The organism is Pseudoxanthobacter sp. M-2 (assembly GCF_046156265.1).
In the GTDB taxonomy this organism is placed as follows: domain Bacteria; phylum Pseudomonadota; class Alphaproteobacteria; order Rhizobiales; family Segnochrobactraceae; genus CAMDHY01.
Map to the genome: position 1 here is coordinate 159,400 of NZ_JAWDIR010000046.1, position 13,244 is coordinate 172,643.

General features: G+C 71.2%; 10 protein-coding genes. 4 read left to right on the forward strand and 6 right to left on the reverse strand.

Annotated features, from left to right (window positions below):
• Nucleotides 1-14 precede the first annotated feature (14 nt).
• The 3 genes from rbbA to RUR49_RS23670 all read left to right on the forward strand — a co-directional run bounded on the left by rbbA (nucleotide 15) and on the right by RUR49_RS23670 (nucleotide 5,103).
• Nucleotides 15-2,732, forward strand: coding sequence for a ribosome-associated ATPase/putative transporter RbbA (gene rbbA, locus RUR49_RS23660; RefSeq protein WP_409148910.1), 2,718 nt, complete (start codon nucleotides 15-17; stop codon nucleotides 2,730-2,732).
• 13 nt (nucleotides 2,733-2,745) lie between these two features.
• Nucleotides 2,746-3,867 carry an ABC transporter permease gene (locus RUR49_RS23665; RefSeq protein WP_409148911.1) on the forward strand — a complete coding sequence of 374 codons (1,122 nt, stop codon included), beginning with the start codon at nucleotides 2,746-2,748 and terminating at the stop codon, nucleotides 3,865-3,867.
• Nucleotides 3,868-4,026: 159 nt separating this feature from the next.
• The gene (locus RUR49_RS23670) at nucleotides 4,027-5,103 is read left to right on the forward strand and encodes an NAD(P)-dependent alcohol dehydrogenase (protein ID WP_409148912.1); all 1,077 of its coding nucleotides are present in this window, start codon (nucleotides 4,027-4,029) and stop codon (nucleotides 5,101-5,103) included.
• 9 nt (nucleotides 5,104-5,112) lie between these two features.
• Here the strand turns inward: RUR49_RS23670 and RUR49_RS23675 are convergent, their stop codons facing one another.
• On the reverse strand, nucleotides 5,113-6,951 hold the full coding sequence (locus RUR49_RS23675; RefSeq protein WP_409148913.1) for a heavy metal translocating P-type ATPase: 1,839 nt from the start codon (nucleotides 6,949-6,951) through the stop codon (nucleotides 5,113-5,115).
• A gap of 151 nt (nucleotides 6,952-7,102) precedes the next feature.
• Between RUR49_RS23675 and RUR49_RS23680 the strand changes: the two genes are divergently transcribed.
• The gene (locus RUR49_RS23680; protein WP_409148914.1) at nucleotides 7,103-8,116 is read left to right on the forward strand and encodes a zinc-binding alcohol dehydrogenase family protein; all 1,014 of its coding nucleotides are present in this window, start codon (nucleotides 7,103-7,105) and stop codon (nucleotides 8,114-8,116) included.
• A 63-nt stretch (nucleotides 8,117-8,179) separates the two neighbouring features.
• Here RUR49_RS23680 and RUR49_RS23685 read toward each other — a convergent pair whose 3' ends face one another.
• Genes RUR49_RS23685 through RUR49_RS23705 form a run of 5 tightly spaced genes read right to left on the reverse strand, consistent with a single transcriptional unit; the run spans nucleotide 8,180 to nucleotide 13,134 of the window.
• Nucleotides 8,180-9,070, reverse strand: coding sequence for a hypothetical protein (locus RUR49_RS23685; RefSeq protein WP_409148915.1), 891 nt, complete (start codon nucleotides 9,068-9,070; stop codon nucleotides 8,180-8,182).
• Nucleotides 9,070-9,984: an OmpA family protein gene (locus tag RUR49_RS23690; protein WP_409148916.1), complete on the reverse strand. Its 915-nt coding sequence runs from the start codon at nucleotides 9,982-9,984 to the stop codon at nucleotides 9,070-9,072. The genes RUR49_RS23685 and RUR49_RS23690 overlap by 1 nt, the downstream gene beginning before the upstream one ends.
• Nucleotides 9,971-11,209: a hypothetical protein gene (locus tag RUR49_RS23695; protein WP_409148917.1), complete on the reverse strand. Its 1,239-nt coding sequence runs from the start codon at nucleotides 11,207-11,209 to the stop codon at nucleotides 9,971-9,973. The genes RUR49_RS23690 and RUR49_RS23695 overlap by 14 nt, the downstream gene beginning before the upstream one ends.
• Nucleotides 11,210-11,219: 10 nt before the next feature.
• A complete protein-coding gene (locus RUR49_RS23700; protein WP_409148918.1) occupies nucleotides 11,220-12,530 on the reverse strand; it encodes a hypothetical protein in 1,311 nt (436 codons plus the stop codon).
• Between the two features lie 10 nt (nucleotides 12,531-12,540).
• Complete coding sequence (locus RUR49_RS23705; protein WP_409148919.1) at nucleotides 12,541-13,134, reverse strand: hypothetical protein; 594 nt, start codon at nucleotides 13,132-13,134, stop codon at nucleotides 12,541-12,543.
• Nucleotides 13,135-13,244 lie beyond the last annotated feature (110 nt).

Genomic DNA, 13,244 nt, shown 5'->3' on the forward strand with positions numbered 1-13,244 from the left:
TCGCTCTTGAAAAGATGACTGTGCCCGCCGTCCTGCTCGACGGCGTCACCCACCGCTACGGCCGAACGATCGCCCTCGACGGCGTGACGCTGTCGGTACCCGCGGGTGTCACGGCAGGGCTCGTCGGTGCCGATGGCGTCGGCAAATCGACGCTGCTCGGCCTCGTCGCCGGCGTCACCCGCATCCAGACAGGCGGCGTCACGGTGCTCGGCGCCGACATGGCGACCCGCGGCGCCCGGCGCGCCAACGCCGCCCGCATCGCCTACATGCCCCAGGGCCTCGGCCGCAACCTGACGCCCACCTTGTCGATCGCCGAGAACCTCGAGTTCTTCGGCCGCCTGTTCGGTCTTCCACAGGCCGAGCGCCGGGCGCGGATGGACGAGCTCCTCGTCGCCACCGGCCTCGCCCCCTTCCGCGACCGGCCGGCGGGCAAGCTTTCGGGCGGCATGAAGCAGAAGCTCGGCATCTGTGCCGCCCTGCTGCACGATCCCGACCTCGTCGTGCTGGACGAGCCGACCACCGGCATCGACCCGCTGTCTCGCCGGCAGTTCTGGGAGCTGATCGACCGCATGCGGGCGCGCCGCCCGGCGATGACAGTGCTCGTCGCCACCGCCTACATGGAGGAGGCCGAACAGTTCGAGTGGCTCGCGGCGCTGGACGCCGGCCGGCTGCTTGCCAGCGGTTCGCCCGCCGACGTGCGCGCCGCCGCCGGCGATGCGGCCACGCTGGAGGAAGCCTTCGTCCGCCTGATGGCCGATGGTGGCGCCGCCGTTCCGCCGCCACCGCCGCCCCGGGCCGCGGTCGCGGCCGACGGCGTGCCGGCGATCGAGGCGGAGGGGCTGACGCGCCGCTTCGGCACGTTCACCGCCGTCGACCACGTTTCCTTCCGCATTCCGAAGGGCGAGATCTTCGGCTTCCTCGGCTCGAACGGCAGCGGCAAGAGCACGACGATGAAGATGCTCACCGGCCTGTTGCCGGCGAGCGAGGGTGAGGCGCGGCTGTTCGGCAAGCCGCTCGACGCCGGCGACCTCGAGACCCGCCGGCGCGTCGGCTACATGTCGCAGGCCTTCTCGCTCTATGGCGAGCTGACGGTGCGCCAGAACCTCGTGCTGCACGCCGAGCTGTTCGGCCTGCCGCGCGCCGAGCGCGGCCCCCGGGTCGCCGAGATGCTCGCCCGCTACGACCTCGAGGACTATGCCGACCAGCGCCCGGACGGCCTGCCGCTCGGCATCCGCCAGCGCCTGCAGCTCGCCGTCGCCGTGCTGCACCGGCCCGAGATCCTCATCCTCGACGAGCCGACCTCGGGCGTCGACCCGGTCGCTCGCGACGGCTTCTGGCGCAATCTGGTGGCGCTGTCGCGCGACGACGGGGTGACGATCTTCGTCTCCACCCACTTCATGAACGAGGCGGAGCGCTGCGACCGCATCTCGCTGATGCACGAGGGCCGCGTGCTCGCCGTCGGCACGCCGGCGGCGCTGAAGGCCGAGCGCGGCATGGCGAGCCTCGAGGACGTCTTCATCGCCGTGCTGGAGGAGGCCGGCATGGGGCGCGGCGAGGGAGCGGTGCTGGCGCCGGCGGTCGAGGCCGCACCGGCCCGCTTGCGCCGCTTCGATTTCCGCCGCCTGTGGGCCTACGCCGTGCGCGAGGCGCTGGAGGTGGCGCGCGACCCGGCGCGGCTCGTCTTCGCCTTCCTCGGGCCGATGCTCCTGATGCTCGCCTTCGGCTATGGCATCTCCTTCGACGTCGAGAAGCTGTCCTTCGCCGCCCTCGACCAGGACCGCACCACCCAGAGCCGGCAGTTGCTCGAGGGCTTCCAGGGCTCGCGCTACTTCGAGGAGCACACGCCGATCCTGACGCCCGACGAGATGCAGGCGCGGTTGAAGAGCGGCGAACTGACGGTCGCGATCGAGATCCCGTCCGGCTTCGGCCGCGACCTCGCCCGCGACCGCACGCCGTCGATCGGCGTCTTCATCGACGGCGCCATGCCGTTCCGCGCCGAGACGGCGCGCGGCTACGTCGTCGGCCTCGCCCAAGATTACTGGAGCGACGCCCATCGCCGCGAAACCGGCACCGGCGCCGCCTCAGCCCCCGTCGAGCTCGTCACGCGCTTTCGCTACAATCAGGCCTTCGTCAGCGCCAACGCCATCGTGCCGGGCGTCATCATGATGCTGCTGGTGCTGATCCCGGCGATCATGACCGCGCTCGGCGTCGTCAAGGAGAAGGAGACCGGCTCGATCGCCAACTTCCGGGCGACGCCGGTGACGCGGTTCGAGTTCCTGCTCGGCAAGCAGCTTCCCTATCTCGCCATCGCCTTCGCCGGCTTCCTCGTGCTCTATGCCGAGGCGCGGCTCGTCTTCGCTGTGCCGTTCACCGGCTCGTTTCTGGCCCTCGCCGTCGGGACGGCGGCCTATGTCTTCGCTACCACCGGCTTCGGCCTGTTGGTCTCGAGCTTCGTGAAGAGCCAGGTGGCGGCGATCTTTGCGACCGCCATTCTCGCGATCATCCCGGCGGTGAACTTCTCCGGCCTTTTGGTGCCGGTGTCCTCGCTCACCGGCGGCGCCCGCATGGTCGGGCTCGGCTTCCCGTCCGCCTGGTATCAGCCCGTCACCGTCGGCACCTTCGCCAAGGGCCTCGGCTTCGAGACGCTGTGGCCGAACATCGGCGTGCTCGCGCTGTTCGGCGTCGGCTTCCTCGCGGCCTCCGCGCTCGCGCTCCGCAAGCGCGCGAAGTGAGGAGCGACCTGCCATGATCGCCCGCCTCGCCCGCATCGTCCGTCTCGGCGTCAAGGAGCTCTACAGCCTGCGCGCCGACCCGGTGATGTTGTTCCTGATCGTCTACACCTTCACCTTCGCCATCTACACGGTCGCCTCCGGTGCCCGTTTCGAGGTCGAGAACGCCGCCGTCGCCATCGTCGACGAGGACGGCTCGCGGCTGTCGGCCCGCCTGAAGGACGCGCTGCTCGAGCCGTTCTTCCAGACGCCGACGATGGTCTCCGTGCGCGAGGTCGATGCGGCGCTCGACGCCGGCCGCTTCGGCTTCGTCGTGCAGATCCCGCCGAAGTTCGAGGAGGACATCGTCGGCGGCCGCTCCCCCGCCGTCGGCATCGAGGTGGACGCCACCGCGATGTCCCAGGCCGGCAACGGCGCCCGCTACCTGCAGGAGATCGTGCAGCGCGAGGTGCTGGCGATGTTCCCGGCCGCCGCCACTGACGCACCGGTGGAGGTGGTGGTGCGGGTCGCCTTCAACCCCAACCTCAAGTCCGGCTGGTTCATGGCGGTGATGCAGGTGATCAACAACGTCACCATGCTCTCGGTCATCCTCACGGGCGCCGCCCTCATCCGCGAGCGCGAGCATGGCACCATCGAGCACCTGCTCGTCATGCCGGTGACGCCGATCGAGATCATGCTCGCCAAGATCTGGGCGAACGGGTTCGTCATCGTCGTGGCGGCGACGCTGTCCCTGATCTTCGTCGTCGAGGGGTTGCTCGGCGTGCCGATCGCCGGCTCGATCCCGCTCTTCGTGCTGGCGACCGTCATCTACCTGTTCTCGGTGACGGCGCTTGGCATCCTGGTCGCCACCATCGCCGGCTCGATGGCCCAGTTCGGCCTCGTCGTCATGCCGGTGCTGATCGTCATGAACCTTCTGTCCGGCTCCTCGACGCCGCTCGAGAGCATGCCGGACTGGCTGCAGACGGCGATGCAGGCTTCGCCCTCGACGCATTTCGTCAAGCTCTCGCAGGCCGTCCTCTACCGCGGCGCCGGGCTCGACATCGTCTGGCCGCAGATGGCGGCGCTCCTCGTCATCGGCCTCGCCTTCCTGGCGCTCGCTGGGATGCGCTTCCGCGCCGCGCTTCTGAAGGCGCAGTAGGGGAGAGCGCCAGCCGCGCCCCTCCGCAATTGTCCCTACGCAATCAACCGCAGTGGGACATGACACCCTGCGCCCGCATCGTCGCGCCGCAGCATCCGAGCGAGCTTGTGAGCCCGGCACTCGCGGGGCGTCCGGCACGCAGCAGAACGAGGACTGGTCATGGCGAAGATGATGAAAGCCGCGATTTTCGTCGAGGCGAACCGCATCGTGCTCGACGACAAGCCGATCCCCGAGGTCGGGCCGCTCGACGCGCTGATCCGCATCACCACCACGACGATCTGCGGCACTGACGTCCATATCCTCAAAGGCGAGTACCCCGTCGCCCGCGGCCTCACCATCGGCCACGAGCCGGTCGGCATCATCGAGAAGCTCGGCTCCGCCGTCTCCGGCTACAGCGAAGGCCAGCGCGTCATCGCCGGCGCCATCACTCCGAGCGGTTACAGCAACGCCTGCCTGTGCGGCTGCCACTCGCAGGACGGTGCCGGCACGAAGCACGGCTTCAAGCCGATGGGCGGCTGGCGCTTCGGCAACACCATCGACGGCTCGCAGGCCGAATACCTGCTGGTGCCCGACGCGATGGCGAACCTGTCGCCGGTGCCGGACGGGCTCACCGACGAGCAGGTGCTGATGTGCCCGGACATCCTCTCAACCGGCTTCTCCGGGGCTGAAAGCGGCAAGGTGCGCATCGGCGACACGGTGGCGATCTTCGCCCAGGGGCCGATCGGGCTCTGCGCCACCGCCGGCGCACGGCTGATGGGGGCGACCACCATCATCGCCGTCGACACCGTGCCGGAGCGCCTCGCCATCGCCCGCCGGATGGGCGCCGACCACGTGGTCGACTTCGGCGCCACCGACCCGGTCGAGGAGATCATGCGCCTCACCGACGGGCGTGGCGTCGACGTCTCGATCGAGGCGCTCGGCCGGCAGTCGACGTTCGAGGCGGCGCTGAAGGTGCTCCGGCCGGGCGGCACGCTGTCCTCCCTCGGCGTCTATTCGGGCGACCTCCACATCCCGCTCGGCGCCTTCTGCGCCGGCCTCGGCGACCACACCATCGTCACGACGCTCTGCCCCGGCGGCAAGGAGCGGATGCGGCGGCTGATGGACGTCGTCGCCTCCGGCCGCGTCGACACCCGACCCCTGGTGACGCACCGCTACTCGCTGGATGCCATCGAGGAGGCCTATGCGCTGTTCGCCAACCAGCGCGACGGCGTGCTGAAGGTGGCGATCACGCCCTGAGGCGCGCCCTCAGCGCAGGGCGCGCAGGGCGTTCAGGATGACGGCGACGTCGATCGCCTCCTGCAACAGCGCGCCCTGCAGCGGCGGCAGGTAGCCCGCCGCTGCGGCCAGCATGCCGGCGACCGACAGGGCGATGCCGGCGACGACGCTCTGCAGCGCGATCTGGCGCGCGCGCTTCGCGATGGCGATGCCGTCGGCGAGCCCGTCGAGGCTGTCCGACAACAGCACCGCATCCGCCGCCTCGGCCGAGGCGGCGGCGCCGCGCACGCCCATGGCGATGCCGACATCGGCCGCCACCAGCGCCGGCGCGTCGTTGACGCCGTCGCCGACCATCAAAACGGGACCGCTGGCGCGGGCCGCCGCGATCACCGCGATCTTGCCCTCCGGCGTCAGGCCGGCGTGGATCTCGTCGAAGCCGAGCCCGCCCGCCACCGCCTCGGCGATGTCGGCGCGGTCGCCGGTGGCGAGCACGATGCGGCGCATGCCGAGACCGCGCAGCCGCGCGAGTAGCGCCTCGGTGCCGTCGCGGATTCCGTCGGCCAGCAGGATGCGGCCGGCGAGCCGCCCGTCCACCGCCACCGAGACGACGACGCCGACGCCCGCCGGCAGCGGTCGCATCGGTGCCGTCTGCCCGTCCGCCAGCGCCGACAGAACATAGGCGCGGCCGCCGACGCGCACCCGTCGGCCTTCGACGATGCCGTCGACGCCCTCGCCGGGCGCCTCCGTCGCTGCTTCGGGCGTGGCGAGCGCAAGACCGCGCTCGGTGGCGGCGGCGATCAGGGCCCGCGCCACGACGTGCGGCGAGGCCTGGTCGAGGGAGGCGGCGAGCCGCAGCACCTCGTCGGGGTCGAAGCCCTCGAAGACCTCGATGTCGGCGAGCCGCGCCTCGCCGTGGGTCAGCGTGCCGGTCTTGTCGAGGACGATGACGCGGACGCGGGCGAGCGCCTCGAGCGCGCCGCCGCCCTTGACCAGCACGCCGCGGCCGGCGGCGCGCGACAGGCCGGCGACGATCGCCACCGGCACGGCCAGGATGAGCGGGCAGGGGGTCGCCACCACCAGCACGGCCACCGCTCGCACCGGGTCGCCGGAGATCGCCCAGGCGGCGACCGCCAGGATCACCGTTGCGGCGAGGAAGCCGAGGGCGAAGCGGTCGGCGAGGCGCGCCATCGGGGCGCGGCCCTCGATGGCGTCGCGCACCAGCCGGACGATGCCGGCATAGGTGCTCTCGGACGCCGGCCGCGTGGCGAGCAGCGTGAAGACGTCGCCGACATTGGTGGTGCCGCTCATCACCGGGGCGCCGTCGGCGACGTGGCGCGGCAGCGATTCCCCCGTCACCGCCGCGGTGTCGATCAGGGCCCGGCCGCCGGCGATGGTGCCGTCGACAGGCAGCACGTCGCCGCGGCGGATCATCAGGCGGTCGCCGGGGCGGATGACCTCGATGTCGACGGTCTCGAGTTCGGCGCCGCGGTGGCGCACGGCGGTGCGCGGGGCGCGGGCGAGGAGCGCCGTCATCTCCCGCTTGGCGCGGCCGTCGGCGTAGCTCTCGAGCGCCTGGCCGCCGGCATACATCAGCGCCACCACGGCGGCGGCGAGGTTCTCGCCGACGGCGAGCGCACCTGCCATCGCCAGCGCCGCGACGATGTCGAGGCCGAACTGGCCCCGCCGCAGGCTGGCGATGATCGAGACGACGAGGGTGGCGAGAACGGCGGCGGTGCCCGCCCTGTAGGCGAATGTCGCGAGCTCGGGCCTTCCAAGCGCCGAAAGCACCAGCCCCGCCGCCAGCGCCACGGCGATCGCCACGACGAGGAGGCCCTGGCCCGAGCGGAGGAAGGCGATGGCGCCGGACACGGGGATGGGGCACTCCTGTCGGCGGCGGCGCCCGCGGCGCCGTCCCGGTCCGCTGCGCCAACCCGCAGGCGGCCCTTAGTTTAGAATTACTACAGCAAATGCGCCGGCCGGCATAGGGGCGCGGCGCCGTCCATCGCACCAGGAGAGCCGCATGAAGGCCGTTGGTTTCCACCGCCCGCTGCCGATCGACGATGCGCAGGCGCTCGTCGATCTCGACTTGCCGACGCCCGAGATCGGTCCGCACGACCTTTTGGTGCGCGTCGAAGCGATCGCCCTCAACCCGGTCGACGTGAAGCAGCGTTTGCGCACCACCCCGCCGGCCGGCACGGCGCGCGTGCTCGGCTTCGACGCCGCCGGCACCGTCGAGGCCGTCGGGCCTGAGGTGACGCGCTTCAAGGTCGGCGATGACGTGTTCTACGCCGGCGCGCTGCAGCGGCCGGGCTCGAATGCCGAACTGCAGGCGGTCGACGAGCGCATCGTGGGCCTCAAGCCGAAGAGCCTGTCGTTCGCCGACGCGGCGGCGCTGCCGCTCACCTCGCTGACCGCCTGGGAACTGCTGTTCGACCGCCTCGGCCTGCCCTATGGCGACAAGCGCGGCGGCGACGCGCTGCTGATCGTCGGCGGCGCCGGCGGCGTCGGCTCGATCCTGACGCAGATCGCCCGCCGGCTCACCGGCCTCACCGTGATCGCCACAGCCTCGCGGCCGGAGACGGTCGACTGGTGCCGCAAGATGGGCGCCCACCACGTCATCGACCACCGCACGCCGCTGAACGAGGGCCTCGCCGCCATCGGCCTGCCGCAGGTGCGCTACGTCGCCGGCCTCACCGCCACCGACCGGCACCTGCCGGCGATCCTGGAGTCCCTCGCTCCGCAGGGCGCCTTCGCGCTGATCGACGATCCGGAAAAGCTCGACATCCTGCCCTTCAAGCGCAAGAGCCTGTCGGTGCACTGGGAGCTGATGTTCACCCGCTCGCTCTACGAGACGTCCGACATGGCCGAGCAGAACGCCATCCTCGAGGAGGTCTCGGCGCTGGTCGATGCGGGCGTCTTGCGCACCACCGCCAACGCCCACTTCGGCACCATCAACGCCGAGAACCTCCGCCGCGCCCACGCCGCGGTCGAGGCCGGCACCAGCATCGGCAAGATCGTCCTGTCGGGCTTCTGAGCCCCATCGGCCGGCGCTGCGGCCTGTGCTGCGCCGCCGTCGCCCGACGCCGCGGATGACGCCTCAGCACGTCGGCCGCGGTCCTCCCGCCGGGGCCGAACGGTCGCCGGGGCTTTCGAGGATGATCAGCCCCGGGACGCGCTGCCCGGTCAGCCGGGCGACCGCGACGTCGTCGCCGGCGTGCCACATCCGCTCGACATTGCGGAAGCCGAAGCAGCGCGCGAGCCGGGCCGGAGCGAAGGCATAGCCTCCGACGGTGCGGGGCGCGTCGTGCTGCCGTCCGAGGGCCGCGATGGTCCGCCGGAGCTTGCCGCCCTCAGGCGGCTCGGCCGAGACTTCGAGGATCGCGGTGTCGAGCCCCAGGCGCCCGTAGAGCGCGTCGGTGCGCCTGGCCAGTTCGTCATAGGCGACGATCGTGCCGATGTCGTCGATCCCCTGCCGCTCGATCGCGCCGACGGAGCCGACCGGTCCGCCGTGCCAGACGACGAGGCTGTCGGGGGTGGCGAGGACGGTGTCCGCCAGTGGCACCATGTAGTTCGCGCAGCTCGACATGCAGGCATCGTCGACGACGAGCAGCCCGACGCGGCCGACGAGGTGCTCGGCGAGGCCGAGCCAGACGGGAACCGGCCCTCCGGTCGAGCGGACGACGATCGCGAGCGACCCCGGCCGCCGCCGCAGGGCGGCCGCGACGTCGGCGACCCGGACGGCCTCCAGCGTGCCGGTGAGGCAGAGGACGTCAATGGAGCCGCTGCGGACGAGGTTCCAGCCGCCGGGGGCGTTCGGGTTGGGCGCGCCGACCTCGTCTTCGGCCCGGCAGGCGGCGATGGGCGGCGCGATCCGGTCATCCGGGTGCGCGGTCATGGCCTGGCAGCCCGCAACCGCCATGCAGAGCGACACCGTCGCCGCGCCGAGCCATGCAGCCGCTGCGAGGCCGGGATGGCGGCGGCGGACCATCAATCGAGCTCGACGATGATTTTCTTCGTGCTGAGGATGACGGGGATCTTGTTGCGCTGCAGTTCGATCTGCTGCCGGCGCGTGACGATCTCGCTTTGGTCGAGATCGGATCGCAGCGTCAGCGACTTCACCTCGCTGTCGAGGCGGCTGATCTCGGCCGCGTCCTCGATCGACACGGAGACCTTGACCGCCTCGGTGACGACGCCGATCCGGCACGATCCGAAGGGGTCGCGCCGGTGCTCGGGGCAGAAGTCGACCTTCTGCTTCACGATGTACGTCGTCACCGCCTCCGTGCGCGCACCGAACAGGAACTCGACGCGGCGATTGCGTGCCTTGCCGACCCGGGTCTCGTTCGAGGCGATCGGCACGTGCTCGCCGAACGAGACCCGGTAGATCGCCGCCTGGTAGACGCCGCGGCGGACCAGCGCCGAGGCGACGCGGTCGGCCCGGGCGAGGCCGAGCTCCATGTTGTACGCGTCCGACCCGTCCCAGTCGGTGTGGCCGGCGACGAACAGCGCGACGTCCGGCGGCTCGCGCTTCAGGCTCTCGGCGATGATGTCGAGCAGCGGCAGCGCCTCGGCGCGGATGACGTCGCGGCCGCTGTCGAAGAACACGTTCTGGCGGGCGACGATGCGCAGGATCGGGATTTCGGTCGGGAAGTTGGCGAGCCCGTGTTCCTGCGGCGTGATCGTCTCCTCGAAGAACTCGAAGCCGACGCGCCGGTCGGCGAGGCGGTGCAGCCGCGCGACGCGGTCGCGATGCTCGAGCCCGACCGTCTGCCACGGCTCCTGCACGCACGGCAGGCCGCCCGGCGTCCCGCACGCCGGCTGGGCGCGCGACGGTCCACAGGCGAAGACCGCGAACCCGGCGAGAACCGCCGCCGCGAGGCAGGCGAGACGGCTAGAAGATCCCATTCGGCACGCGCTTCATCTCGAATTCGAGGCCGTCCTCCTTGCCGGCGACGTAGCAGCCGGAGTCGGTGATCTTCCCCGAGAGCCCGTCGCCATTGATGCGGAAGCTCAGCTCCCGCAGGCCGGCGAACGGCATCCATGCCTCGCACTCCGGGTCCGGATCCGGCTTGTCGCTCCAGATCTGCGCGAAGACGCGGTCGCCGACATAGTCGCAGTCGTTCGGCCCGGTGCAGTTGAGCAGGCCGGCGAAGGGCACGAAACGGGCGCGGTCGGACTGCACCTCCAGCCACGAGTGGATGACGGAGCCGTTGCGGTCGCGGGCGAGGCGCATGCGCACGGGATACTCGCCGTCCGGGTAGGCGACGGAGCCCTGGTAGACGTCGACGACGATCGGCAGCTTGTTCGACGACGGCGTGCCGCCGAGACCGCCGGTGGTTTCGAGCTTGCCCTTGGCGGCGAGGAAGAAGGCCGAGAGATAGGCCGCCGTCGCGTCCGTCGCATCCGGGCCGACGCTGAAGAAATTGACCTCCGCACGCGCGAGGTCGAGCCCGGAGGCCTCCGCGTCGGCGCGCGCCTGCCGCCGCGCCGCCTCGACGGTGCCGCTCGGGAACTCGTAGAGGCCGACGTTGGTGACGATGACGAGCCGCGGCAGTCCCGCCTCCAGCGTGAACCCGCGGAACTTCGCGAGCGAGCGGACGAGGCCGCCCGAGGCGAACGGCTGCCGCGAGGGTGCGCCGACCTTCGCGCGGCCGACACCCTCGACGAGCGACAGCCGGGCCGAGCGCGCGAAGCTCTCTGCGAGCTTGCCCTGCTGGCTCCGCCAGTCGGTGCCGAAGAAGGTCGCGACGCCCGACGTCTCGCCGTCGAGGCGGGCGGCCTGTTGTGGATCGACGAGCGGCACGCAGCCGCCGAACAAGGTCGTCAGCCCGGAGCCGTCGGCGTTGGCGATGGCGATGGTGAGCCGCTCGGCCGGACCGACGAGCTGCTGGATCACCGGGTTCTCGGCGTCGACGAACAGCGACACGAAGTGCCGCCACGGCCGGTTCGCTTCCGACGGGCCCTCCGGGCCGTCCGGCACGACGATGCCGCCGTCGACGACCAGCACGGTCTGACGCCGGTGCTGGTCCGGCGCCGATGCGCGGCAGGCGCTCTCGTCGACGAGCGTCTGCGCGCCGGCGGAGACGGGGAGGATCGCGCTGAGCAGCGCGAGGAGCGCCAGGGCTCGCATCGGGCTCTCCTCAACCGTACTTCATGACGATCGGCTCGGCCGCGTACTGGTCGGCGTCGAGCGTGCCCGCGGGCTGGGACGGAAGCTCGGCCTGCTTGCGGAACACGATCGGGTTCTCGCGGGCGCGGCTGCGCAGCTTGCCGCGATAGGCGTCGATCACCGACAGCACCCGCGCGTCCTGCTCCTTGATGCGGGCGAAGAGCTTGCGCCCCTCGGCGTGCCGGGGCGAACTCGCCAGCGACTGCTCCTTGGTGCGCAACTGGCCGATGTTGCGGTCGGCCTGGGCGTCGACGCTCTCGAACTGGCGCTGGATCGGCTGGTTGATGCGGTTCTGCAGTGCCCGCAAAGCCTTCTCGGCCTTGTTTCGGTCGTTCAGGGCGACCGGATACATGTGATCCTCGTCGTGGGCGAAGAAGGCCAGGATCACGCCGACGATCCAGACGACCATGTTCATGATCATCGAGCCGCCGACGATCGAGATCCAGCTCGGCGCCGCCCCGCCGATTACCGCGATCTCGATGAGTTCGTCGGCGAGGTAGCTCGTCCGCGCGTACCAGACCGAGCCGAGCACGACGGACAGGCAGAAGGTCCCGAGCCCGAACATCCGCGCCGCCGCGGCGCGGTCGCCGTCGCGCCGGTGCGGGCCGAAGCGGGATTCCACTTGCCGAAGGAACGTCCCGTAGAGGTGGGACGAGAAGGCGAGGGCGGCGGCGACGACGATCGTCGCACCGGTGGCGATCGCGGGCGTGAAGAACTTCACGGCCGCGAAGCTCTCGTAGTTCACCAGCATTTCCGCGGCGCCGATGACAAGGAGCGAGGGGATGTACCACCACGACGGCAACCGCGCCTCCCGGCCGTGGCGAGCGTGCAGCTCATCGTAGGCGTTGCGCGCCTTCTGCCAGCGGATGCGCGCCTCGGCGAGCCGCTCGTAGTCGGCCTCGTTCTTCTCGCGGTGCGCCTTGACGACCTGCCGCTTGCCGGCGAGCCGCAGATCCTCGGCCCGTGAGATCTCGCGTTCCAGGAACGTGCCGCGGGTGCCTGCTTCGGCATCGTTCTCGCCGAGCACGGCGGCAACCTGGTCGAGCGCCGCGCTGCGTGGTCCGGCGACGTGGGCCGCGTACCAGCGCGCCATCGCCGGGGTGAGGTTGCTCGGCAGCGGACCGACATGGTCGGTGAGCTGGATCGCCTTGTTGCGCGCCTCGTCGTCGACCTCGGCGAACAGGCTCCGCGCCGGCTCGCCATCCGGTGACAGGTCGATGGCGACGTAGGTGTCGACGGCGCTCGGCAGTTGCGGATAGGGCGGCGGAGCGAGGAGGGACACGGGCGCGCTCCTACGACTTGATCGGTTGCCAGTCGCCGGTGTCGAGCCGGCACCACAGCTGCTTGCCGCTGCCGGCGGACTGTCCGTCGACGGAGATCGTCTGCTCGGAGTAGCGGCAGTTGGTGAAGGCCGCCGGCGGCTCGGAGGAGGCCACGGTCGTCGTCGTCCCGCCGTCCGCCGGCGGGGCGCGGGGGATCGGGGCCGCGGTGACCTTGGTGGTGACCTCGGCGGTCTTTCCGGACTTGGTGCGGATCGTCTTCGAGCGGCTGGCGTTCGCCAGCACCGCTGCGCGTTCCGCCTCGCGGATCTGCCGCTTGTCTTCCTCGTCGGCCACCTGCAGCAGCACGGCGCACGCGCCCGCGCCGACCGCGGCACCGACCAGCGCCCCCGTGCCGGCGCTGTTGCTGCCGCCGATGGCGGCGCCGATCAGAGCACCGACGCCGGCGGAGATGATCAGGCTGGCGGCGCACTGGCCGATCGCCTGCTCCGTGGCCGTCGAGCCGGCGACCCCCGGTGCGCCCGACGTGGTGGCGCAGCCCTGCAGCGCGATCGAGGCGACGACCGTGCCGATCAGCACGGTCCGCAGTTTCCCGGTCCCCGCCATTGCGCCCCGCTCCTCCCCCCTGGGGTGACGAGGCCACTTTCCATCACAGGATGCGGACGAGCAAGTTAAAAGTGTATTACTGCATTGATACACGAAAAAAGTGTAGTCGG

Bases quoted from the DNA above. Each gene is read 5' to 3' on its own strand.
- RUR49_RS23665 (WP_409148911.1), top strand. From the start codon at position 2,746: ATGATCGCCCGCCTCGCCCGCATCGTCCGTCTCGGCGTCAAGGAGCTC.
- RUR49_RS23670 (WP_409148912.1), top strand. From the start codon at position 4,027: ATGGCGAAGATGATGAAAGCCGCGATTTTCGTCGAGGCGAACCGCATC.
- RUR49_RS23685 (WP_409148915.1), bottom strand. From the start codon at position 9,070: ATGGTCCGCCGCCGCCATCCCGGCCTCGCAGCGGCTGCATGGCTCGGC.
- RUR49_RS23695 (WP_409148917.1), bottom strand. From the start codon at position 11,209: ATGCGAGCCCTGGCGCTCCTCGCGCTGCTCAGCGCGATCCTCCCCGTC.
- RUR49_RS23705 (WP_409148919.1), bottom strand. From the start codon at position 13,134: ATGGCGGGGACCGGGAAACTGCGGACCGTGCTGATCGGCACGGTCGTC.
- RUR49_RS23690 (WP_409148916.1), bottom strand. From the start codon at position 9,984: ATGGGATCTTCTAGCCGTCTCGCCTGCCTCGCGGCGGCGGTTCTCGCC.
- RUR49_RS23680 (WP_409148914.1), top strand. From the start codon at position 7,103: ATGAAGGCCGTTGGTTTCCACCGCCCGCTGCCGATCGACGATGCGCAG.
- rbbA (WP_409148910.1), top strand. From the start codon at position 15: ATGACTGTGCCCGCCGTCCTGCTCGACGGCGTCACCCACCGCTACGGC.